The following is a 21388-nucleotide window of genomic DNA, read 5'->3' as shown; positions in this document are numbered from 1 at the left end:
CCCCCACCCCCCCGGGTTGTGTTTTTTCCTCAATATTTTTCCCAACTTTCTTCTCCCCCGGCTGGGGGGGGGGGGCGGGGGCGGGGGGGCGCCCGCGGGCCCGCCCGGGCCAGCGGCGGCAGCGCCTCAGGTTTGAGCGAGGCGGTGCGTCGCCTCGAGACACAGCTCGGTGTCAGGCTGTTCAACCGCACGACGCGCAGCGTTGTCCCGACCGAGGCGGGCCTCAGCCTGCTGGAACGGCTCGGCCCGGCGCTGTCGGAGGTCGAGGCGGCGCTGGACGTGGTGAACGGGTTTCGCGACAGGCCGGCGGGCTCGTTGCGGCTCAACGTGCCGGTGAGCGCGGCGCGGCTGATATTGCCCGACATCGTGCCGGATTTCCTCGCCGCCTATCCCGGCATCCGGCTGGAGGTGATCGCCGACGAGAACTTTGTCGACGTACTCGCGGCCGGGTGCGACGCCGGCATCCGTTACGACGAGCGGCTGGAGCAGGACATGATCGCGGTGCCGATCGGGCCGCGCGTGCAGCATTTCGCCACCGCCGCCAGCCCTGCCTATCTCGATCGCCATGGGCGGCCCGAACACCCGAGCGATCTGCTCAGCCATTCCTGCGTGCGCGGCCGTTTTGCCAGCGGTGCGATGCTGCCTTGGGAATTCGAGCGCGACGGTGAGGTGGTCCGGGTCGATCCGACGGGGCCATTGATCGTGCGGATCGGCGGGGCGACCGATCTTGCCGTCGATGCGGCCATCGCCGGCACCGGCATCATCGGCCTCTTCGAGGGCTGGCTTCGCCCTTACTTCGAGAGTGGTGCGCTTGAGCCCATTCTCGAACCGTGGTGGCCGAGTTTCCCCGGGCCGTTCCTCTACTATCCCGGCCGGCGCCTAGTGCCGGCCCCGCTACGAGCGTTCATCGATTTCATCAAGGGCGGCAGAACCTGAGAGTTGGCGCCAGGCATGACCTGCGCCCGCGCCATCACCCCGCCCGGCGCTACGCGCCGACCTCCCCATCAAGGGGAGGTAGGGCGCCGCGCTCTTCTACCTCCCCTTGATGGGGAGGTCGCGCCGAAGGCGCGGGTGGGGTGACTGCCGAGCCCCAACAACAAAAGGCCGCCCGGAGGCGGCCTTTCGATTGTCTGAGGCGGCGGTGCGCTTAGCGCTTCGAGAACTGGAAGCTGCGACGGGCCTTCGCCTTGCCGTACTTCTTGCGCTCGACGACGCGGCTGTCGCGGGTCAGGAAGCCGCCCTTCTTGAGCACGGCGCGCAGCGTCGGCTCGTAGTAGGTCAGCGCCTTGGAGATGCCGTGGCGCACGGCGCCGGCCTGGCCGGAGAGGCCGCCGCCGACGACAGTGGCGACGATGTCGTACTGGCCTGAACGGTTGGAGGCGATGATCGGCTGGTTGAGGATCATCTGCAGGACCGGGCGCGCGAAATAGGTCGCGAATTCCTTGTCGTTGACGATGATCTTGCCCGAGCCGGGCTTCACCCAGACACGCGCGATGGCGTTCTTGCGCTTGCCGGTGGCATAGGCGCGGCCCGACTTGTCGAGCTTCTGGACGTGGACGGGGGCGGCCGGCTGCGTGTTGGTGTTGCCGGTGGCGGTGCCCAATTCTGCGAGCGAGGAAAGCTCAGCCATCTTATGCGACCTTCTTGTTCTTGGAATTCAGCTTGGCCACGTCGAGAACCTGGGGCTGCTGGGCGACATGCGGATGCTCGGCACCTGCATAGACGCGCAGGTTCTTCATCTGGCGACGGCCGAGCGGGCCACGCGGCACCATGCGCTCAACGGCCTTCTCGACGACACGCTCGGGAAAACGACCCTCGAGCAGCTGGCGCGCGGTGCGCTCCTTGATGCCGCCGGGGTGGCCGGTGTGCCAGTAATAGACCTTGTCGGTGAACTTCTTGCCGGTGAACACCACCTTGTCGGCATTGATGACGATGACGTTGTCGCCGTCGTCGACATGCGGGGTGAAGGTCGGCTTGTGCTTGCCGCGAAGATGATTGGCGATGACAGTGGCCAGACGACCGACGACGAGACCCTCGGCGTCGATCAAGATCCACTTCTTCACCACATCCGCAGGCTTCTGCGAAAAGGTTGTCATGTTTTCTGCTCTCGGTTCTGACCTTCACGGGGAAGGCGTTTCTTGTTGCTTGGATTGGCGAAAAGCGCTTGCCCGCCGCCAATAATAAAACGGCGGCCTTTGCGGGCCGCTGCTTCGTGAGGGCTTATAGGCGAGGGTGGTTGTGGCGTCAAGGCACGTGAAAAGGAGAATACCAGGCAAAGCGCAGCAAAAACAAAGGCTTGGGAAAAAGGTATTATTTTACCACACCGATCTGCGACCGCTTGTCTGGGGCAGTCTCAGTGCTTTGCCTCGATTTCCCTCCGAGCGGCGCTGGAAAGGAAGGCTGATCGTGTAATGCCGCGCTCACGGGCGGCGGCGTCGATCGCCCGCAAAACACCGCGCTCGAAAGTGACGTTCGCCCGGACGACCGCGCTGTCATTGTCGATGAGCGGCACCGAGACCAAGTAACCGCCTTCGGCAAGCGCGTTGCGTATATCGGGGCGGGCGACAATCGCTTCGTGGCTGGACGGTTCGGGAACGGGCATGTCCTCCGCCCACAATTGCAAGGCTTCAACGGCATTGGGCAAGATGTCTTCCGCCGCGTCCGCAGCCGAAAAGCAGCCGGGAATGTCGGGAAAGCGGATGCCGAAAGCGCTATCGGGGTCTTTGTCGACCAAGGCGAAATAGTTCTTCATTGCGGTCTCCGGGCGTAAGCCTATTTGATCCAACCAGCTTGCTTGGCGATCGCGCGAGCAGTGCCGGTTGGCAGATCTTTCTCGGGATGCGGAACAATCAACACGATCCCGCCCTTCCGGAATTTGTGGTGCGAGCCGCGCACGGAAATCAGCTCGAACCCCTCCTCCCTGAGACGCTTTACGATCTTACGGCTGTCACGTTCCAGCAAAAGTCACCTATGCGCATATATGTACACATCGAAGGAAAATTCAATCTTCAGGACCGCTTCGGCGGGATCGAATAGGTGCCCGTGGCGTGCGCGATCGTGTGTCCGTCCGGGCCGGCGACGATGTCGATGTCGAACACCATCAGGCTCTTTCCGAGCTTCAGGATGCGGCAGTGGCCATCGATCGGCCCGGCCTCGGCCTTGCGGACGAAATTGATGTTGAGATTGGTGGTGACCGAGAGCGCATCCGGTCCGGCATGCGAGAGCACGCAGACATACCCACCGATGTCGGCCAGCGTGAACAGCGAGGGGCCGGACACCGTGCCGCCGGGACGCAGATGCCGCTCGCTGGCATTGAGCCGGACAATACAGCCGCCCGGGAACACGTCGATCGTCTCGTAATATCTGAACTGCTCGTTGAGTTGCGGATAGACGGTGTCCATCAGCGCATTGACTTTTTGTGCGGTCAGTACCGGCTTGAGATTGGAATGGGCGGGCATGTCGGCCTCTCGTTTTGTGCATGCCTGTATCAGCGCGCGCGGCATTTCTGGCAACCTTCCTCCCTTGGCGCAAGCGATCGGTGTTGGACGAAACCCGATCCGGTATTAGATACTGTGCCTGCCCCGAGCGGAATCGCGGAGACCTCATCCATGGCCGAAATCCTTGCCATCAAGTCTGCTGCCGTCGACGGTCCGGTTGCCGCAAGACTGGACAAGGGCGTGCTGCGCCTGACCCTCGCCAATCCGCCCGCCAATGCGCTGTCGCTGGCGGTGATGGCGGCGCTGACGGCGGAGTTCGAGCGCGCCAGGGCCGACAAGGCCGTTCGCGTCATCGTTCTCTCGGCGGCCGGCAAGGTTTTCTGCGCCGGCCATGACCTCAAGGAAATGACCGCGCGACGCGCCGATGCCGATCGCGGCAAGGCCTTCTTCGAAGAGACGTTCGCGGCTTGTGCCGCGCTCATGCAGACGATCGTGCGTCATCCCCTGCCGGTGATTGCCGAAGTCGATGGCCTGGCTACCGCCGCCGGGCTGCAACTGGTCGCCAGCTGCGATCTGGCGATCGCATCGCATGAGGCGACCTTCTGCACGCCGGGCGTCAACATCGGCCTGTTCTGCTCGACGCCAATGGTGGCGCTGTCGCGCAACGTTTCGCGCAAGCATGCGATGGAGATGCTGCTGACCGGCGAGACGATCGATGCGGCGACCGCCAAGGACTTCGGCCTCGTCAACCGTGTCGTGCCGCGCGAATATCTGAATCAGATTGTCACCAAATATGCGCAAACCATTGCATCCAAATCATCTTTGGTGGTCAAGACCGGCAAGGAGGCTTTTTACGCGCAGGCCGAAATGGGACTGGCGGATGCCTATGCCTATACCGGCCGCGTCATGGTCGAGAACATGCTTGCGCGCGACGCGGAAGAAGGCATCGGCGCCTTCATCGGCAAGCGCGAGCCGGAGTGGGCGGACGAATAGGAGCATTACCATGGAACCGCGAATCTCCATCATCACCATCGCCACCGACGATCTCGACCGCGCCGTGCGCTTCTACGAAGCGATGGGGCTGACCCGTCACGCCGGCATTACCGAAGGTGTCGCCTTTTTCCAGATGGGCGGCGTCATTCTCGGCCTGTTCCCGCGCGAAAGCGCCGAAGAGGATTCCGGCATCGCCTTCGCCAAGGGGCCGTCCGCTGTTTACCTCGCCTACAACACCCGCTCCGACGCTGAAGTCGACGAGGTGCTTGCCAAGGCCGAGAAAGCCGGCGGCCGCATCGTCAAGCCGGCTGGGCGCGCCTTCTGGGGTGGCTGGTACGGCTATTTCGCCGATGCCGACGGGCATGTCTGGGAAGTGGCGCACAATCCGGCCTTTCCGATCGCGGAAGACGGCACGATTTCGCTGCCTGGCTGATGGCCCATCGCAAGCAGCTGACGCGGCTCAAGGCACCTTATCTCAAGCGCATCCTGCTCGACCCCGCACTGGTCGAGGATTGGGAAAAATACCCCTGGAACCTGCCGCTGTTTCGCGGTCATGACTTCGAGCTCGAATTCACCACGCCGATCACCATTATCGATGATGCGCGATTTCAGCAATGACGCGGATGGTTTTCTCGACGAGGCGTTGTATGAGGACGAGCCATGAACCACGATAGCTACGACAACACCTACATCGCCGGCATCCTCAACTCGGTGAAGACCATCGCCATGGTCGGCGCATCCGCCAATGACGTGCGGCCAAGCTATTTCGTGCTGAAATACCTGCTGGCCAAGGGATATCAGGTGTTTCCGATCAATCCCGGCCAGGCCGGCAAGGAAATCCTCGGCCGGATGACCTATGCCAGGCTGGCCGACATTCCGGAGCCGATCGACATGGTCGATATCTTTCGTGCGCCAGCGGCGGTGCCCGGCATCGTCGACGAGGTTTTGCGGCTCGATCCCTTGCCGAAAGTGGTCTGGATGCAGCTTGGCGTCCGCCATGACGAGGCGGCCGTGCGCGCCGAGGCTGCGGGCATCAAGGTTGTGATGAACCGCTGCCCCAAGATCGAATACGGCAAACTGTCCGGCGAGATCGGCTGGACCGGCGTCAACTCCGGCGTGCTGTCGTCGAAGAAGCCGCTGATGCGCTCCGGATTCCAGAGTTTTGGCGTGCGGCAGAAATAGAAGCAAAATTATTCCGCGGGCCGGTGCATTTTCTCGTCGTTCGGCCGTAGATCGCTTGCCGAAGGGCATTTTCTTCTTTGCATTCGCGCCCGGGCTTCGCCAAGAATGCCCGGCGATTTCAAGAGTTTCAAAAAGGGAGGTTTTCAGTGACCCGCACGCCAGGTTTCAATACGCTCGCCGTCCACGCCGGCGCCAAGCCCGACCCGGCGACCGGCGCGCGTGCCACGCCGATCTACCAGACGACCTCCTTCGTCTTCGACGATGCCGACCATGCCGCCTCGCTGTTCGGGCTAAAAGCCTTCGGCAACATCTACACCCGCATCATGAATCCGACGCAGGCGGTGCTGGAAGAGCGTATGGCGGCACTCGAAGGCGGCACGGCGGCTCTTGCGGTCGCCTCCGGCCATGCCGCGCAGGTGATCGTGTTCCACAATCTGATGCGGCCGGGTGACAATTTCGTCGCCGCCAACAAGCTCTATGGCGGTTCGATCAACCAGTTCGGCCATGCCTTCAAGAATTATGGCTGGGAGGTGCGCTGGGCCGACACCAACGACATCTCGACCTTCGAAAGCCAGATCGACGACCGGACCAAGGCGATCTTCATCGAGAGCCTGGCCAATCCGGGCGGCACCTTCGTCGATATCGAGAAGATCGGCGACATCGCGCGCAAGCATGGCCTGCCGCTCATCGTCGACAACACGCTGGCCTCGCCCTACCTGATCCGGCCGATCGAGCATGGCGCCGACATCGTCGTCCACTCGCTGACCAAATTCATCGGCGGCCATGGCAATTCGATCGGCGGCGCCATCGTCGATGGCGGCACCTTCGACTGGTCGAAGTCGGGCAAGTACCCGATGCTGTCGGAACCGCGCCCCGAATATGGCGGCCTCGTTCTGCACGAAACCTTCGGCAATTTCGCTTTCGCCATTGCCGCGCGTGTGCTCGGCCTGCGCGATCTCGGCCCGGCGATCTCGCCGTTCAACGCCTTCCTCATCCTGACCGGCCTGGAGACCTTGCCGCTGCGCATGCAGCGCCACTGCGACAACGCCGTGACGGTCGCTGCGTGGCTGTCCAACCATCCCAAGGTTGCCTCGGTTAATTACCCAGGCCTGCCCAGCGACAAGAACAACGCGCTGCAGAAGAAGTACTCGCCGCTTGGCGCGGGCGCCGTGTTCACCTTCGCTCTCAAGGGAGGCTATGACGCCGGCGTCAAATTCGTCGAGGCGCTCGAACTGTTCTCGCACCTCGCCAATGTCGGCGACACCAAGTCGCTGGTCATCCACCCGGCATCGACCACGCACCGCCAGCTTTCCGACGAACAGAAGGTCAAGGCCGGCGCAGGACCGGACACGGTACGGCTGTCGATCGGCATCGAGGACGTCAACGACATCGTCGCCGACCTCGAACAGGCGCTCGCCAAGGTCTGATCTTTTTACCCTCCCCCTTGTGGGGAGGGTCGGCGCGCAGCGCCGGGGTGGGGGTGAGCCGGGCGCAGCGCTGGCTCTTTCATGGAGGCAAGTCTTGTCCGCGCATTACTTGACAATATCGACGGACAGCGTCGACGCCGAACAGGGCGCACCGGCGCCGGATCGCCTGATCTCGGGCGATCCGAAATTCCGCACCTGGAACGTCGAGGAGCGGGAGGGCGGCCTCTATGCCGGCATCTGGGAATCGACCCCCGGCAAGTGGCGCATCGTCTATGACGAGTGGGAGTTCTGCCACATACTGTCCGGCGTTTCGGTGATCGCGGAGGATGGTGGGCAGGCGCGCACCGTCAAGACCGGCGACAGTTTTGTCCTGAGGCCCGGCTTCAGGGGCAGCTGGGAAGTGCTTGAAACGACTCGCAAGGAGTATGTGATCAAACTGTAGTCATCGAAGCTGGATCAGCCGACGCGATCGATGTTGCTGCCCGAAAACCCGTATTCCGCCATCATCTGCCGGTGCCAATCGCTACCCAGCAATTCATCGAGGCAGGAATCGATGCGCCGGAGCAGGGGTAGCTGAGGCAACCCCAGAACCCGTCAGAAACCGACCGCGAGCGTTTCCAATCCATGGAAGTGGTAAGTGTCGCGGAAGCTTGGACTTTCGGCAAGATGGAGCTTTGGGTGGCGTTCGAACAAGGTTTTCAGCGACACCTGCAATTCGAGCCGGGCGAGCGGCGCACCGATGCAAAAATGGATGCCGGCGCCGAAGGAAACGTTCTTCTGGTCCGCACGATCGGGCCGGAAGGTCTGCGGTTCGGCAAAGGCGCGCGGGTCATGGTTGGCCATGCCCAGCAGCAGCCCGATCGTCTGGCCCGGCTGCACGACGATGCCGGGCGAGACTTCGATCTCCTGATAGGCGTAGCGCGTGAACATATGCAGCGGCGCGTCGAAACGCAGGCATTCTTCGACCGTTGCCGCGGTCGCTTCGGGTGAACTGAAGAAGCGGCGCGGATCGCCGCCTTGCGCCAGGATCGAGCGGACCGCGTTGCCGGTCTGGTGCACCGTCGCTTCATGGCCGGCATTGAGCAGCAGGATCGCCGAGGATACCATCTCGTCCTCCGACAGCTTTTGGCCGTCCTCCTGCGCCGAGATCAGCAGGGACAGCAGGTCGTCGCCGGGGTTCTTGCGCCGCTCGGTGACGTAACCGCGCAGGAAATCGGCAAATTCGCCCGCGGCGCGGTTGGCCGTCTCCTCGGTTTCGCGCGTGCGGCCATGCATGTACATGGCAACCATCTTATGCGACCAGTCGAGCAGTTGCGGCCCCATCTCGACCGGCACGCCGAGCATTTCGGCAATGATGGTGATCGGCAGCGGCGCCGCGAAGGCAGGCAGCAGGTCGACGGATTTGCCAGGTTTGAAACGGTCGATCAGCTCGTTGGCCAGCGCTTCGACACGTGGCCGCAGCCGTTCGACCTGGCGCGAGACGAAGGCACGGTTGACCAGCGTTCGAAGCCGCGTGTGCACCGGTGGCTCCAGTTCCAGCATCGAATTGGCTTCGATGCCGTCGAAAGCGCTGAGATGGCCTCGGTCTTGACCGATGCCGCGACTGTCTGGGATGCCGGCCGGGTTCTGGCGGCCGAAGCGGCGGTCGCGCAGCAGCCGGTTGACGTCGTCGAAGCCGCCAAAACACCAGAAGCCGAATTCTTCCCAGAAGAATGCATTCGATGCGCCATGCAGAAAGGCATAGGCCTCATAGGGGTTCTGAAAAAAGGCCGGCTCGTGCGGGTCCAATCGCAGGCGTCGAGTGGCTGGGTCAAAGGCCAGGGTGGGTGGCGTCAATTTGCTCATGCCAGACCAATAGCGCGGCTTGCCAGCCGGGTTCCAGACCGTATGTTGGCGCCCGCAACTCAATGCGTTGAGCCAGCCGACACGGCTGCGGAAAGACTGATTTGATGAATGTCATCGTTGTCGGCGCGGGTATCGCCGGTCTCTCCACCGCCTGGTCGCTGGTCAAGGCCGGCCACAGCGTGTCGATCGTCGAACAGGGGCCGATCCCCAATCCGCTGGCAGCGTCGGGCGACCATCACCGCATCATCCGCCGCGCCTACCGGGCCGGAACCGGCTATGGCCGGCTGATCACCGAAGCCTATCAGGCCTGGGACGAGATGTGGGCCGATCTCGGCGAAAGCCATCTCGATGCGCGCGGATTTGTCTGCATTTCGCGCGAGCCGGGCGACGAGGCCGAGGAATACCGCGAAGGCCTGGAAGAAGGCAATTTTCCTTTCGAATTGCTGGAGCCGGACGCGGCCGTGAAACGCTGGCCGTTTCTCGAAGCCGGTTCTTTCCGCTACGCCTATTTTTCGGCCGAAGGCGGCGCGCTGCATTGCCGCAAGATCGCCTCCGGCCTGGCAAAGTGGCTGCGCGCCAACGGCGCCAATGTGTACGAACACAGCAAAGTTACCGCGATCGACTCCGAGGCCGGCCATATCGTGCTCGAAATCGGCGAGACGATGCAGGCCGACCGCATCGTCGTCACGGCAGGGGCCTGGGTGCTGAAACTGTTCCCGGAACTGGACGGCGAATTGAAGACCTATCGAACCGCGCTCGCCTATGTCGAACCGCCGGCCGACCTCGAGGCCGCCTGGCAGGCGGCGCCGGTCGTCCTCGATATCGGCGGCGCGGTCGACGGCTATGTGATCCCGCCTTCGGGCGGCGCCGGCATGAAGTTCGGTTCGGGGCTGCACAGGGTGCCGACCAGCGATGCCGACTGGAACCGTCAGCCAGTGCCGGGCGAGGGCGAAGCGATCCGCAACCTGTTCTCGCCGCCGATCGCCCGGATCGAGGAATACAGGGTGACCGAGGTTGTCACCTGCGCCTACACCTTCACATCAGACGAGAAGTTCTTCGCCCATGAGCGAGGAAAATGCCTGATCGTTTCGGCCTGCTCCGGCCATGGCTACAAGTTCGGCGCGGCGGTTGGCCGGCGTGTTGCCGCCGCCGTTGGCAATGGCGATATCGCCGGCCTGAAGTCATGGTTGCGGGCGGAGCTGGCCTGAACGCCGCCGGCGTCCAACCTAATCCTGGCAATGCCTCGGAATATGCACGCGCCGCCAGCCCGATGAGCCTTCGCGGACCAGCACGCGACGCGCGACGGTCTGGTAGGAGGCGGGAACATCGATGATGCGCCTTTGCTCTGGCCGCACCAGGACCTCCTCGGCGATGCTGTCGTACTGTGCCGGGGTGACGACACGGCGCGTGCGCTCCGGCTGGATCACGACGGTTTCGGCGACGCGCTCATAGCGTGCCTTGTGCCAGATCTTGCACAGCACCTTGCGGCCGTGGATGACGCGCCATTCCCAGGAATAGCCGCCGCCATCGACCCGGACCGTATGGTAGACGGTGCGGGTGACGGCGGGCACGACCTCGTAAGTCACCTGTGCCGGAACGGTCATCACCACCCGTTCGCGGGTGCCGTAGATGGCAGGGACATAGTCGACGACCTGCTGGCCGGGTGGGCTGACCAGCACGTCTTCATAGACCGTGTCGTAGACATCAGGCGTTCGGACGGGTTCATAGCATTCGACGGCGCGGCCGCCGGCCGCCGTCTGCGAAATCGTGCCGAGCATGGTCAGCCCGGCAATGGTGAAGCATGCGGTTTTCCCAGGCATGACACTCCCCCTGTTGAACGGCACAATGACGGTTCAACGTTGGATTGTAGGGGAAGAGATGTCGGAGGAAAGTGGATTTGCCTTATTTCGTTAAGCGATGCGGTTAAGAAATTGCTACGATGGTGAGGACGCCGCCGAACGATCGCGGCACGGGTCGATGAATCCCGTGAAATGTAACCTTGATTCGACTTACCCAGATGGCTAGGAGGGGTCGGCCTTGCACAAGGATGAGCCGGCATCCTATTTACGGAATAACGATCCAGAACCGATTCTGCCCGATCCGCCAGCATTCCCGGCGCCGGAATCCCACCGCGAGATAAGAGATATCTGATGAAGAACCCCGTCGAAACATACATGAACCTCGTTCCGATGGTGGTCGAACAGACCAATCGCGGCGAGCGGGCCTACGACATTTTCTCGCGCCTCCTCAAGGAGCGTATCATTTTCATCACCGGTCCGGTCGAGGACGGCATGGCGACGCTGGTCTGCGCGCAGCTTTTGTTCCTCGAAGCCGAGAATCCGAAAAAGGAAATCAACCTCTACATCAATTCGCCGGGCGGCGTCGTCACCTCGGGCATGGCGATCTACGACACCATGCAGTTCATCAAGCCGGCCGTGTCGACGCTCTGCATCGGCCAGGCGGCCTCGATGGGCTCGCTGCTCCTGACCGCCGGCCACAAGGACATGCGCTTTGCCACGCCGAACGCCCGCATCATGGTTCACCAGCCTTCCGGCGGCTTCCAGGGCCAGGCGTCCGACATCGAGCGCCATGCCCAGGACATCATCAAGCTGAAGCGTCGCCTTAACGAGGTCTACGTCAAGCACACCGGCAAGAGCTACGAAGAGATCGAGAAGACGCTCGACCGCGACCATTTCATGACCGCCGACGAAGCCAGGGATTTCGGCCTCATCGACAAGGTCATTTCGTCGCGCGAAGCGGCAGAAAGCGCTGTGGCATAAAGGCCAGTTGGCAGTTGGATGGCGCCATCACGCGCTTTTGGTGCGTCTTGCGGCATTTCGGCCACAATTGGCTGTTCCCTCGGGGGACAGGATTGCCTACGTTAAGCCTATGTTGAGTTTCGGCGGCTTAGCTTTATGCGGGGTTGTCGCGAATCGTTGCCACGTTTTCTGATTTGTGTTTCGTACGGAAGCGTTGCGGGAGCCGGGACACACTGGCGGCGGCGGATTCCCGCGATAGATAGAATATGCGCCCTTTCAGCCAGACCATCGGCGGGCGGCCATGAAAGGACATGAAAATGAGCAAGGTCGGCAACAACAGCGGCGATTCCAAGAACACGCTTTACTGCTCGTTTTGCGGCAAAAGCCAGCACGAGGTGCGCAAGCTGATCGCCGGTCCGACGGTCTTCATCTGCGACGAGTGCGTCGAACTCTGCATGGACATCATCCGCGAGGAGAACAAGACCTCGATGGTGAAGTCGCGCGAGGGCGTGCCGACACCGCAGGAGATCCTCAAGGTTCTCGACGACTACGTCATCGGCCAGCCTTACGCCAAGCGCGTGCTGTCGGTGGCGGTCCACAACCACTACAAGCGCCTCGCGCATGCCGGCAAGAACAACGATGTCGAGCTGGCCAAGTCCAACATCCTGCTGATCGGCCCGACCGGTTGCGGCAAGACGCTGCTTGCGCAGACGTTGGCCCGCATCATCGACGTGCCCTTCACCATGGCTGACGCGACGACGCTGACCGAGGCCGGTTATGTCGGCGAGGACGTCGAAAACATCATCCTCAAGCTGTTGCAGTCGGCCGACTATAATGTCGAGCGTGCCCAGCGCGGCATCGTCTACATCGACGAAATCGACAAGATCTCTCGCAAGTCGGACAACCCCTCGATCACCCGCGACGTGTCGGGCGAGGGCGTGCAGCAGGCGCTGCTGAAGATCATGGAAGGCACCGTTGCCTCCGTGCCCCCGCAGGGCGGCCGGAAGCATCCGCAGCAGGAGTTCCTGCAGGTCGACACCGCCAACATCCTGTTCATCTGCGGCGGCGCCTTCGCCGGTCTGGACAAGATCATCTCGGATCGCGGCCGCAAGACGTCGATCGGCTTCGGCGCCGTCGTCGCTTCGCCCGAGGATCGCCGCACCGGCGATGTGTTCCGCCTGGTCGAGCCCGAGGATCTCCTGAAATTCGGTCTGATCCCCGAGTTTGTCGGCCGTCTGCCGGTTCTGGCCACGCTGGAAGACCTTGACGAGCCGGCGCTGATCCAGATCCTGACCGAGCCGAAGAACGCGCTGGTCAAGCAGTATCAGCGGCTGTTCGAGATGGAGAATGTCGACCTGACCTTCCACGAGAACGCGCTGTCGGCGATTGCCAAGCGCGCCATCGATCGCAAGACCGGCGCGCGCGGCCTGCGCTCGATCATGGAAGCGATCCTGCTCGACACGATGTTCGAACTTCCGGCGCTCGAAGGCGTGCGCGAAGTGGTGATTTCGGAGGAGGTGGTGACCGGCAGCGCCCGGCCGCTCTACATCTACTCCGAGCAGAAGGAAAAGAAGGGCAATGTCAGCGCCTGACATGAGCCCGCGGCGGAATTCTGAAACGGCGCCGCAAGGCGCCGTTTTGCTGTCGCGCGGGGTTTTGCGGGGGCGCCCGGTCCTAGCGTCGCAAATGTGTCACTCGCGGTGCGTTGGAGGTACGGATTTGTACCCGCCCCTTGATCTTTGTGGGTCGTGCATCCAACTAATTGGAGAAGGCCGTGGTGCCCGATTTCTGTGCTGTAAAACTCCCGTCACAAACGGTGGTAGGCGGAACGATCCCCGGTCGTTAATATAAGATTCGCGGTTGGCTGATTGGCGGCCGCGACATGAAAGGTTGGACAATGGCCAAAATATCCAAGGCACCCAGCGACGGCGTCTTCGCGGTCCTCCCACTGCGCGACATCGTGGTATTCCCGCATATGATCGTTCCGCTCTTCGTCGGGCGTGAAAAATCGATCAAGGCGCTGGAAGAGGTGATGGGTCAGGAAAAGCAGATCCTGCTTGCCACCCAGATGAATGCCGCCGACGACGATCCCGAGCCCGATGCCATCTTCGACATCGGCACGCTCGCCAATGTGCTGCAATTGCTGAAGCTGCCCGACGGTACCGTCAAGGTTCTGGTCGAAGGCGCCTCGCGCGCGAAAATCGTCTCGTTCACCGACCGTCCCGACTTCCACGAGGCCCGTGCCTCGGCGCTGGTCGAGCCGGAAGAGGAAGAGGTCGAGGTCGAGGCGCTGGCTCGTTCCGTCGTCACCGACTTCGAGAACTACGTCAAGCTGAACAAGAAGATCTCGCCCGAAGTGGTGGGTGCCGCCAGCCAGATCGACGACTATTCCAAGCTCGCCGACACGGTCGCTTCGCATCTCGCCATCAAGATCCCTGAAAAGCAGGAAATGCTGGCCACGCTCTCGGTGAAGGAGCGTCTGGAAAAGGCGATGGGCTTCATGGAGGCCGAAATCTCCGTCCTGCAGGTGGAGAAGCGCATCCGCTCGCGCGTCAAACGCCAGATGGAGAAGACGCAGCGCGAATACTACCTCAACGAGCAGATGAAGGCGATCCAGAAGGAGCTCGGCGAGGGCGAGGACGGCCGCGACGAAGCCGCCGAGATCGAGGCGCGCATCAAGAAGACCAAGCTCTCAAAGGAGGCCCGCGAAAAGGCGGAAGCCGAGTTGAAGAAGCTCAGGACGATGTCGCCCATGTCGGCTGAATCGACCGTCGTGCGCAACTATCTCGACTGGATACTGTCGATCCCGTGGGGCAAGAACTCCAAGGTCAAGCAGGACCTGGCTTTCGCGCAGAACGTGCTCGACACCGACCATTTCGGCCTCGACAAGGTCAAGGACCGCATCGTCGAGTACCTTGCCGTGCAAAGCCGCCAGAAGAAGCTGAAGGGGCCGATCCTGTGCCTCGTCGGCCCTCCCGGCGTCGGCAAGACCTCGCTCGGCAAGTCGATCGCCAAGGCGACCGGTCGCGAATTCATCCGCATGGCGCTGGGCGGCGTGCGTGACGAAGCCGAGATCCGTGGCCATCGCCGCACCTATATCGGCTCGATGCCCGGCAAGGTCATCCAGTCGATGAAGAAGGCGAAGAAGTCCAACCCGCTCTTCCTGCTCGACGAGATCGACAAGATGGGCCAGGACTTCCGTGGCGATCCGTCATCGGCGCTGCTCGAGGTGCTCGATCCCGAGCAGAACTCGACGTTCATGGACCATTACCTCGAGGTCGAATACGACCTGTCGAGCGTGATGTTCGTGACGACGGCGAACACGCTGAACATCCCAGCGCCCTTGATGGACCGCATGGAGATCATCCGTATCGCCGGCTACACCGAGGACGAGAAGATCGAGATCGCCAAGCGGCACCTGATGCCGAAGGTGGTGCGCGACCATGCCCTGCAGCCGAAGGAGTTCTCCGTCGGCGAGGACGCGATCCGCGCCATCATCCAGACCTACACCCGTGAAGCGGGCGTCAGAAGTCTGGAGCGCGAGCTGATGAAGCTCGGCCGCAAGGCGGTGACCGAGATCCTGAAGACGAAGAAGAAGACGGTGAACATCACGGCGGCGAACCTCGCCGACTATCTCGGTGTTCCGCGCTTCCGCTTCGGCCAAGTCGAGGCTGACGATCAGGTCGGTGTCGTTACCGGGCTCGCCTGGACGGAAGTCGGCGGCGAACTGCTGACGGTCGAAGGCGTCATGATGCCCGGCAAGGGCCGCATGACGGTGACCGGCAATCTGCGCGACGTGATGAAGGAATCGATTTCGGCGGCGGCTTCCTATGTCCGCTCCCGTGCCATCGATTTCGGCGTCGAGCCGCCGCTGTTCGACAAGCGCGACATTCACGTGCACGTGCCGGAAGGTGCGACGCCCAAGGACGGGCCGTCGGCCGGCGTGGCGATGGCGACCGCGATCGTCTCCGTTCTGACCGGCATTCCGGTCAAGGCGGATGTGGCGATGACCGGCGAGATCACGCTGCGCGGCAGGGTTCTGCCGATCGGCGGCCTGAAGGAGAAGCTGCTTGCCGCATTGCGCGGCGGCATCAAGAAGGTGCTGATCCCGGAAGACAACGCCAAGGATCTGGCGGAGATTCCGGACAACGTGAAGAACGGCATGGAGATCATTCCGGTCGCACGGGTCGGTGAGGTGTTGCGCCACGCGCTGGTGCGTATGCCGGAGCCGATCGAATGGGTCGAACCGGTCAATCCTCCGGCCACGACCGACACCACGGACGATGCCGGAAAGACGCTTGCGCATTAGAGCGTCGCGCGCCCACCTGGACGCGCGAAGGACGCTCTAATACCTGGACTTGCGCATGGTCCTTTCCGAAAACCGACCGCGGTTTTCGGGGCCATGCGTTGGTTTTCGCCAAGGTTGCAGTGCACAAACAGAGAGCCGGGCCCAGCGCCCGGCTTTTTCATGTGAAAAACCCAGCATTTCCGGGCTTTTTCCGCTTTTTTCCTGCCTTTTCGACTTGGTTGCGGCAACGCTTCTTTCTAAAGTCCGTTTCCTGCCGGATGAGTCGATAGTTCCGGTGTTCTCATGGAAGGGAATTTTTATGAACAAGAACGAACTGGTGTCCGCTGTCGCCGATGCCGCGAGCATTTCGAAGGGTGACGCGCAGTCGGCGGTCGATGCGGTATTTTCCGTGATCAGCGGCGAACTGAAGAAGGGCGGCGATGTCCGGCTTGTCGGCTTTGGCAATTTCACCGTGTCAAAGCGTGCGGCGTCGACCGGCCGCAATCCTCAGACCGGCGCCGAAGTGCAGATCCCGGCGCGCACCGTGCCGAAGTTCTCGGCCGGCAAAGGCCTCAAGGACGCAGTCAACTAAGCGCCCTTTTTCTTTTCAGAGACCAGAAAAGCCGGGCTTGCCCGGCTTTTCATTTTTGTGCCCGACGCCGAAGCGTGGCGGCCGGTCATGCGGTCGGCGCCTCGGGGCGCATGAGGCCTTGCTTCTTGAGGTCGGCCCAAAGCGCCGCGGGCAGCTTCGCATCGAGCAGCGCGCGGTTGCTCTCGACCTCGCTCGGCCACTGGCCACCGGGGATCACCGAGACGACCGACGGGTGCAGCAGCGGGAATTGCAGGGCGGCCTCGATCAGCCGCACGCCATGGCGCCTGCAGACGCTCTCGATGCCAGCGACCCGGTCGAGGATGTCCTTCGGCGCTTCGGAATAGTTGTAGTAAGCGCCGGGCTTCGGTCCCGTTGCGAGGATGCCGGAGTTGTAGGGCCCGCCGAGAACGATGCCGATGCCGCGTGCCTGGCAGAGCGGCAGGAAGGACGTCAGCGCCTCCTGTTCGAGCAGCGTATAGCGCCCGGCCAGCAGGAACAGGTCGAAGTCGCCGCGCTCGGCCAGCGTCTGCGCAACCTGCCACTCATTGATGCCGCCGCCGAACGCCTTGATCACGCCCTGGTCGCGGAGCGAGAGCAAGCCGTAGTAGCCCGAGCTCATGAATTCCTCGATGCGCCGGTCGGACGCTTCCTTGCTGCCATGGGTGAAGATGTCGACATCGTGCACGAACAGGATATCGATACGGTCGACGCCGAGACGCTCCAGCGAGGCTTCGAACGAGCGCATGACGCCGTCATAGCTGTAGTCGTACACCTCGCGGCGCGACGGCGTGTCGAAGAACTTGCCGATGCCGGTGCGCTCTTCCGGCGCGCAGGCGCGCATGATGCGGCCGACCTTGCTCGACAGCACATAGTCGTCGCGCTTCTTGCCGCGCAAGAAAGGGTTGAGCCGCGTTTCCGACAGGCCAAGCCCGTAGAGCGGCGCGGTGTCGTAGTAGCGGCAGCCGGTCGCCCAGGCGGCCGCCAGCGTGGCATTGGCATCCTCGTCCGAGACGGCACGATAGAGATTGCCGAGCGGCGCCGTGCCGAAGCCGAGTTCGGTGAAACTGATGCCGCCATTGCCGATGCGGTCGAAATGCCGTGTCTTCATATCCTGCCGTTTGCCTCGCTTGATTTGTCTGAAATGACACTATCATGCCTGTGGCTTGGCAAAAGCGCCGCGCGGCGTTGGACACGCATTTTCGCGGTTGCTAGCATGAACGAAATCAAGCTGTTCGTGGCGACAAGGGCGGCAAATCCCAGGGTGTTTTTCGATGGCAGGTTTGCGGTGAGCGACAAGAGCAAAGGCCTGTTCGAGACCGCGCTAGCCGAACTCGGCGGCGTGCTGGCGCGCGTCGACGAGCACCGGATCGATGCTGCCTGCAAGATGCTGGCCGGCGCCCCTCGGATCGTCGTCTATGGCTGCGGGCGCGAGGCCTTGCAGGTCAAGGGTTTTGCCATGCGGCTCTATCATCTAGGCCTGCCGGTCTCGGTGGTCGGCGACATGAACACGCCGCCCTTGGGATCGGGCGATGTCTTCCTGGCCAGTTCGGGGCCGGGAGAGACCTCGACCGTGCTGACCCTCATGCAGGTCGCGCACGATGCAGGCTCGACCAACCTGCTGCTGACCGCCCAAGCCGAAAGCAGCGCGGCGAAGCGCGCCGATTTCACGCTGCTCATTCCCGCGCAGACCATGGCCAACGATCAGGGGGCGCGGAAGAAATCGGTCCTGCCGATGGGCTCGGTGTTCGAGGGCGCGCTGTTCCTGCTGTTCGAGGTGATGGTGCTGAAGCTCAGGGACTTGATCGGCGCGTCGCCTGACGCGATGCGTGCCCGCCACACCAACATGGAATAGATCATGCGCTACGAATTGATGCTGCCACACCAGATCCGCAGGGCGATCGCCGAGAACTGGCCGGTCGCCCTGCCGCTCGGCGTGCTCGAATACCATGGCGAGCACATGGCCGTCGGCATGGACACGCTGGCCGTCATCAAGACGCTGGAACTGTTCGAAAAGGAGAGGGACGTCGTCATCCTGCCGCCCTTCTATTACGGCGCGGCGAGCTATGCGGTGGCGCCGCCGGAAGGCAGCGGCTCGGTGCAGGTCGGCGGCAATGTGCTGGCGCCGTTCGGCGAGGAGCTGTTCTACAGCTTGCTGCGCATCGGCTTTCGCAACATCCACGCCATCATCCACCATCAGACCGAGAATTTCGCCGCCGGCATGCCGACCGATCTGGCGTTCAAGACCGCCGGCCGTCAGGCGATCTTCCGCTTCCTCGAAAAGGAGCGCGGCGAGGGCTGGTGGGGCTCGGAGGCGATGGCCGGCTACTATGCCGAGCACGCCGAGGGCGATAATTTCTTCAACTGGGTGCAGGTGCATCCGCTGATGTCGCCTGACATGAACGGCAAGTACCCGTTCGACCATGCCGGCATCGGCGAGACCTCGCTGATGCTGGCACTATGCCCGGAGGCTGTCGATGCGGGTCGCTTCGAAGACAACAAGAGCTGGTACACGGCGAGTGCCAAGGATGCTTCGGCGGAGCTCGGTCGAAAGGGCGTCGCCATGATCATGGATCACCTGCGCACGATCTTGAGGAGTTAGCGCGGTTCTTCCTTCTCCCACAAGGCGCTGCTATTTGACCGCTCCAGCGGTCATGCCCATGATCAGATAGCGCTCGAGCGCAATGCCTATGACGGCGAGAGGCGCGATGGCCGCCGTGGCAAGCGCCGCCATCGACCACCAGTTGATGCCTTGCGAGCCGGTCTGGCTCGCCACCATGACCGGAATTGTCTTGGCGTCGGTCGAGGTCAAAAGGGCGGCGAAGAAATACTCGTTCCAGCACAGCACCATCGCCAGGATGAAGGCAGCCACCATGCCGGGCAGCGCGATCGGCATGACGATGCGGAAGAACGCCCCCCAGATCGACAGCCCGTCGACGAGTGCGGCTTCCTCAAGCTCCACGGGTATCGAGTTGAACTGGTCGCGCATGATCCAGATGACGATCGGCAGCACCATCAGCGTGTAGAGCAGGATCAGCCCGACGCGCGTGTCGAGCAGGCCGACCTCCCGGTAGAGCACCAGGAAAGGCAGCGCCAGCACCACCGGCGGCAGGATCAACTGTGACAGGAAGAAGAACGAGATGTCTTCGTTCTTGAACCAGGCGAAATGATAGCGGTAGCGGGTGAGCCCGTAGGCGGCGAGGCTGCCGATGACGATGGCGAGGCTCGACGCGCCGACCGAGGTGATCACCGAATTCATGAAGCGCTTGAGGAACTCGTCGCGCACCGTCGAGGTCTGGAAGATCGAGTCCGGCGACAGGCCGAGCGAACGCCAGCCCTTCCAGTCCGGCTGGAAGTCGACGAAGGGGATGAGATGGCCCTGGGTGACGTCCACCGCGGTCTTGAACGACGTCGTGATCGTCCAGTAGATCGGGAACAGGCAGATGAACGCCCAGAAGGCCAGCGCGCCATAGATGAAAACGCGGCTGGCGAGGAAGCTCGCCGGCGAGCGGATCTCCGAGGCGACATATTCGGTGGTCTGAACGCTCATCTTAGCTCAATTCACCCGATTTTGCTTCAATTGACCCATCCTGCTTCAATTCACATTGCGGACAAAACGGTTGGCGAATTTCAACAGCCACGTGACGAACACGATGATGATCACCAGATAGGCCATCGCCAGCATGGTTCCGTAGCCGACATTCGAGCGGTCGCGGTATTCGCGGTAGATGAAGCTCGACACGGAATCGGTGGCACCGCCGGGGCCGCCCGATGTCACGGTGATGATGATGTCGGCAAGCTTCAGCTTGAAGATGATGCGCAGGATCACCGCCGTCACCGACACCGGCAGCATCAGCGGGAAGGTGACCTGCCAGAAAGTCTGCCACACATTGGCACCGTCGACGCGTGCGGCTTCGAGCACCTCGCGCGACATCGCCTGCAAGCCGGCCAACAGCATGATCATCATGAACGGAATGAACGTCCAGGCATCCAGCACCATGATTGCGATACGCGCGATGATCGGGTCGCTGAAGAAGGCCGGATTCTCCCAGCCGAGATGGCGCGCCAGCGTCGCCGCCGGCCCGAACCGGTATTCCATCAGCGACTTGCCGATCATCCACGACACCGCGACCGGCGACAGCATCAGTGGCATCAGGAAGACGACGCGGAAGAATTTTCGTGCGCGGATCTGCGCGTTGAGCAGCAGCGCCAGGCTGAAGGCGATGACATACTCGACCGCCACCGCCAGCACATAGAGAACCATGTTGAACAGCGCGTTGCGGTAATAGGGATCGCCCAGCATCTGCCAGAAATTGTCGAGCCCGTTGAACCTGCGGCCGCTGAAGGAACTGAGATTCCAGTCGGTGAGCGCGATGTAGAGACCGAACAGTGTCGGGAAGATCACCATGGCGATGGTGAACAGCAGCGCCGGCAGCAGGAACAGGGCACGCTGGCCGTCCTCGCCACGCGTCAGCACCTGGCCGATGCCGATAGCCACGCCCCACAGCACATAGGCGTAGACGACGGGGCGCCAGGTCTCGAAGCCGATCGTATCGGCGCTGCCCTTGTAGAGGATTTCCAGCACGATCGTCGCCAGCAGGCCGAGCGTTGCAACGGCCATCAGGACCCAGCCGAGCCGTTTGCGGCCTGGAGAAATCAGATCGGAAGTGCCGGCATCTGCCGGCCACTGGTTTGCGGTCGAAGTCTGGTCTGCCACAAATCTCGCCCGTTTGAAGGCTCTCAAGGAGCCGGAGCCGGTCTAAAGTGGTGCGGCGGAAAAAACAAAAAAAAAAAAAAAAAAAAAAAAAAAAAAAAAAAAAAAAAAAAAAAAAAAAAAAAAAAAAAAAAAAAAAAAAAAAAAAAAAAAA

23 protein-coding genes and 1 pseudogene are annotated in these 21388 nt (G+C 62.2%); 14 read left to right on the top strand and 10 right to left on the bottom strand.

Annotated elements, in window-relative coordinates:
• Positions 1 to 144 precede the first annotated feature (144 nt).
• Positions 145 to 936, top strand: a complete 792-nt coding sequence (locus tag NKH03_RS30675) for a LysR family transcriptional regulator (protein ID WP_352972633.1) — start codon at positions 145 to 147, stop codon at positions 934 to 936.
• 211 nt (positions 937 to 1147) lie between these two features.
• Here the strand turns inward: NKH03_RS30675 and rpsI are convergent, their stop codons facing one another.
• The 5 genes from rpsI to NKH03_RS30650 all read right to left on the bottom strand — a co-directional run bounded on the left by rpsI (position 1148) and on the right by NKH03_RS30650 (position 3458).
• Entirely contained in the window at positions 1148 to 1630 is a 483-nt protein-coding gene (gene rpsI / locus NKH03_RS30670; RefSeq protein ID WP_352870569.1) for a 30S ribosomal protein S9, read from the bottom strand.
• Between the two features lies 1 nt (position 1631).
• A complete protein-coding gene (rplM, locus tag NKH03_RS30665; protein WP_023759853.1) occupies positions 1632 to 2096 on the bottom strand; it encodes a 50S ribosomal protein L13 in 465 nt (154 codons plus the stop codon).
• A 257-nt stretch (positions 2097 to 2353) separates the two neighbouring features.
• On the bottom strand, positions 2354 to 2752 hold the full coding sequence (locus NKH03_RS30660) for a type II toxin-antitoxin system HicB family antitoxin (protein WP_352870570.1): 399 nt from the start codon (positions 2750 to 2752) through the stop codon (positions 2354 to 2356).
• 20 nt (positions 2753 to 2772) lie between these two features.
• Complete coding sequence (locus NKH03_RS30655; protein ID WP_352870603.1) at positions 2773 to 2958, bottom strand: type II toxin-antitoxin system HicA family toxin; 186 nt, start codon at positions 2956 to 2958, stop codon at positions 2773 to 2775.
• A 50-nt stretch (positions 2959 to 3008) separates the two neighbouring features.
• Positions 3009 to 3458 carry a PaaI family thioesterase gene (locus NKH03_RS30650; protein WP_352972632.1) on the bottom strand — a complete coding sequence of 150 codons (450 nt, stop codon included), beginning with the start codon at positions 3456 to 3458 and terminating at the stop codon, positions 3009 to 3011.
• A 150-nt stretch (positions 3459 to 3608) separates the two neighbouring features.
• On the opposite strand from NKH03_RS30650, the gene NKH03_RS30645 reads away from it, so the two are divergent.
• The 6 genes and pseudogenes from NKH03_RS30645 (at position 3609) to NKH03_RS30620 (ending at position 7481) form a co-directional block, all read left to right on the top strand.
• On the top strand, positions 3609 to 4430 hold the full coding sequence (locus NKH03_RS30645; RefSeq protein WP_352972630.1) for an enoyl-CoA hydratase: 822 nt from the start codon (positions 3609 to 3611) through the stop codon (positions 4428 to 4430).
• A gap of 10 nt (positions 4431 to 4440) precedes the next feature.
• Positions 4441 to 4863: a VOC family protein gene (locus NKH03_RS30640; protein WP_352870572.1), complete on the top strand. Its 423-nt coding sequence runs from the start codon at positions 4441 to 4443 to the stop codon at positions 4861 to 4863.
• A pseudogene (locus tag NKH03_RS30635) lies at positions 4863 to 5024 on the top strand (AAA family ATPase); the annotation flags it as partial. The gene NKH03_RS30640 and the pseudogene NKH03_RS30635, both read left to right, overlap by 1 nt.
• Before the next feature lie 66 nt (positions 5025 to 5090).
• A complete protein-coding gene (locus NKH03_RS30630) occupies positions 5091 to 5612 on the top strand; it encodes a CoA-binding protein (protein WP_352881815.1) in 522 nt (173 codons plus the stop codon).
• Between the two features lie 146 nt (positions 5613 to 5758).
• A complete protein-coding gene (locus NKH03_RS30625) occupies positions 5759 to 7039 on the top strand; it encodes an O-acetylhomoserine aminocarboxypropyltransferase (RefSeq protein WP_352881818.1) in 1281 nt (426 codons plus the stop codon).
• Positions 7040 to 7133: 94 nt separating this feature from the next.
• A complete protein-coding gene (locus tag NKH03_RS30620; RefSeq protein ID WP_352881819.1) occupies positions 7134 to 7481 on the top strand; it encodes a cupin domain-containing protein in 348 nt (115 codons plus the stop codon).
• Positions 7482 to 7633: 152 nt separating this feature from the next.
• Here the strand turns inward: NKH03_RS30620 and NKH03_RS30615 are convergent, their stop codons facing one another.
• Complete coding sequence (locus tag NKH03_RS30615; RefSeq protein WP_352972629.1) at positions 7634 to 8884, bottom strand: cytochrome P450; 1251 nt, start codon at positions 8882 to 8884, stop codon at positions 7634 to 7636.
• Positions 8885 to 8988: 104 nt separating this feature from the next.
• Between NKH03_RS30615 and NKH03_RS30610 the strand changes: the two genes are divergently transcribed.
• Positions 8989 to 10092 carry an NAD(P)/FAD-dependent oxidoreductase gene (locus NKH03_RS30610; RefSeq protein WP_352972628.1) on the top strand — a complete coding sequence of 368 codons (1104 nt, stop codon included), beginning with the start codon at positions 8989 to 8991 and terminating at the stop codon, positions 10090 to 10092.
• An 18-nt stretch (positions 10093 to 10110) separates the two neighbouring features.
• On the opposite strand, the gene NKH03_RS30605 is transcribed toward NKH03_RS30610, so the two are convergent.
• Entirely contained in the window at positions 10111 to 10704 is a 594-nt protein-coding gene (locus tag NKH03_RS30605) for a hypothetical protein (protein WP_352972626.1), read from the bottom strand.
• 330 nt (positions 10705 to 11034) lie between these two features.
• Between NKH03_RS30605 and clpP the strand changes: the two genes are divergently transcribed.
• The 4 genes from clpP to NKH03_RS30585 all read left to right on the top strand — a co-directional run bounded on the left by clpP (position 11035) and on the right by NKH03_RS30585 (position 16523).
• Positions 11035 to 11664, top strand: a complete 630-nt coding sequence (clpP, locus tag NKH03_RS30600; protein ID WP_111545684.1) for an ATP-dependent Clp endopeptidase proteolytic subunit ClpP — start codon at positions 11035 to 11037, stop codon at positions 11662 to 11664.
• A 296-nt stretch (positions 11665 to 11960) separates the two neighbouring features.
• The gene (clpX, locus tag NKH03_RS30595; protein ID WP_352870578.1) at positions 11961 to 13235 is read left to right on the top strand and encodes an ATP-dependent Clp protease ATP-binding subunit ClpX; all 1275 of its coding nucleotides are present in this window, start codon (positions 11961 to 11963) and stop codon (positions 13233 to 13235) included.
• Between the two features lie 305 nt (positions 13236 to 13540).
• A complete protein-coding gene (gene lon / locus NKH03_RS30590) occupies positions 13541 to 15952 on the top strand; it encodes an endopeptidase La (protein ID WP_352881828.1) in 2412 nt (803 codons plus the stop codon).
• Between the two features lie 298 nt (positions 15953 to 16250).
• The gene (locus tag NKH03_RS30585; protein ID WP_027143628.1) at positions 16251 to 16523 is read left to right on the top strand and encodes an HU family DNA-binding protein; all 273 of its coding nucleotides are present in this window, start codon (positions 16251 to 16253) and stop codon (positions 16521 to 16523) included.
• A gap of 85 nt (positions 16524 to 16608) precedes the next feature.
• Here NKH03_RS30585 and NKH03_RS30580 read toward each other — a convergent pair whose 3' ends face one another.
• Entirely contained in the window at positions 16609 to 17631 is a 1023-nt protein-coding gene (locus NKH03_RS30580; RefSeq protein ID WP_352972625.1) for an aldo/keto reductase, read from the bottom strand.
• Between the two features lie 105 nt (positions 17632 to 17736).
• On the opposite strand from NKH03_RS30580, the gene NKH03_RS30575 reads away from it, so the two are divergent.
• Both NKH03_RS30575 and NKH03_RS30570 read left to right on the top strand, forming a co-directional pair.
• Positions 17737 to 18375: an SIS domain-containing protein gene (locus NKH03_RS30575; protein WP_502913571.1), complete on the top strand. Its 639-nt coding sequence runs from the start codon at positions 17737 to 17739 to the stop codon at positions 18373 to 18375.
• Positions 18376 to 18378: 3 nt separating this feature from the next.
• On the top strand, positions 18379 to 19122 hold the full coding sequence (locus tag NKH03_RS30570; protein ID WP_352972624.1) for a creatininase family protein: 744 nt from the start codon (positions 18379 to 18381) through the stop codon (positions 19120 to 19122).
• A gap of 30 nt (positions 19123 to 19152) precedes the next feature.
• Here NKH03_RS30570 and NKH03_RS30565 read toward each other — a convergent pair whose 3' ends face one another.
• Both NKH03_RS30565 and NKH03_RS30560 read right to left on the bottom strand, forming a co-directional pair.
• Positions 19153 to 20070: a carbohydrate ABC transporter permease gene (locus NKH03_RS30565; RefSeq protein ID WP_352881836.1), complete on the bottom strand. Its 918-nt coding sequence runs from the start codon at positions 20068 to 20070 to the stop codon at positions 19153 to 19155.
• A 45-nt stretch (positions 20071 to 20115) separates the two neighbouring features.
• Positions 20116 to 21237 (bottom strand): carbohydrate ABC transporter permease, encoded by a 1122-nt coding sequence (locus NKH03_RS30560; RefSeq protein ID WP_352972623.1) that lies wholly within the window; start codon positions 21235 to 21237, stop codon positions 20116 to 20118.
• Positions 21238 to 21388: the final 151 nt, after the last annotated feature.

The organism is Mesorhizobium sp. M1406, assembly GCF_040317555.1.
Lineage (GTDB): Bacteria > Pseudomonadota > Alphaproteobacteria > Rhizobiales > Rhizobiaceae > Mesorhizobium.
The sequence above is the reverse complement of the archived record's forward strand: the minus strand, read 5'-3'. Positions and strand labels throughout refer to the sequence as shown.

Coding starts and splice junctions, on each gene's coding strand:
- rpsI (WP_352870569.1), bottom strand. CDS start 1,630: ATGGCTGAGCTTTCCTCGCTCGCAGAATTGGGCACCGCCACCGGCAAC.
- NKH03_RS30565 (WP_352881836.1), bottom strand. CDS start 20,070: ATGAGCGTTCAGACCACCGAATATGTCGCCTCGGAGATCCGCTCGCCG.
- NKH03_RS30585 (WP_027143628.1), top strand. CDS start 16,251: ATGAACAAGAACGAACTGGTGTCCGCTGTCGCCGATGCCGCGAGCATT.
- NKH03_RS30610 (WP_352972628.1), top strand. CDS start 8,989: ATGAATGTCATCGTTGTCGGCGCGGGTATCGCCGGTCTCTCCACCGCC.
- NKH03_RS30580 (WP_352972625.1), bottom strand. CDS start 17,631: ATGAAGACACGGCATTTCGACCGCATCGGCAATGGCGGCATCAGTTTC.
- lon (WP_352881828.1), top strand. CDS start 13,541: ATGGCCAAAATATCCAAGGCACCCAGCGACGGCGTCTTCGCGGTCCTC.
- NKH03_RS30645 (WP_352972630.1), top strand. CDS start 3,609: ATGGCCGAAATCCTTGCCATCAAGTCTGCTGCCGTCGACGGTCCGGTT.
- NKH03_RS30615 (WP_352972629.1), bottom strand. CDS start 8,884: ATGAGCAAATTGACGCCACCCACCCTGGCCTTTGACCCAGCCACTCGA.
- NKH03_RS30630 (WP_352881815.1), top strand. CDS start 5,091: ATGAACCACGATAGCTACGACAACACCTACATCGCCGGCATCCTCAAC.
- NKH03_RS30605 (WP_352972626.1), bottom strand. CDS start 10,704: ATGCCTGGGAAAACCGCATGCTTCACCATTGCCGGGCTGACCATGCTC.
- NKH03_RS30640 (WP_352870572.1), top strand. CDS start 4,441: ATGGAACCGCGAATCTCCATCATCACCATCGCCACCGACGATCTCGAC.
- rplM (WP_023759853.1), bottom strand. CDS start 2,096: ATGACAACCTTTTCGCAGAAGCCTGCGGATGTGGTGAAGAAGTGGATC.
- NKH03_RS30660 (WP_352870570.1), bottom strand. CDS start 2,752: ATGAAGAACTATTTCGCCTTGGTCGACAAAGACCCCGATAGCGCTTTC.
- NKH03_RS30650 (WP_352972632.1), bottom strand. CDS start 3,458: ATGCCCGCCCATTCCAATCTCAAGCCGGTACTGACCGCACAAAAAGTC.
- NKH03_RS30575 (WP_502913571.1), top strand. CDS start 17,737: ATGAACGAAATCAAGCTGTTCGTGGCGACAAGGGCGGCAAATCCCAGG.
- clpP (WP_111545684.1), top strand. CDS start 11,035: ATGAAGAACCCCGTCGAAACATACATGAACCTCGTTCCGATGGTGGTC.
- clpX (WP_352870578.1), top strand. CDS start 11,961: ATGAGCAAGGTCGGCAACAACAGCGGCGATTCCAAGAACACGCTTTAC.
- NKH03_RS30570 (WP_352972624.1), top strand. CDS start 18,379: ATGCGCTACGAATTGATGCTGCCACACCAGATCCGCAGGGCGATCGCC.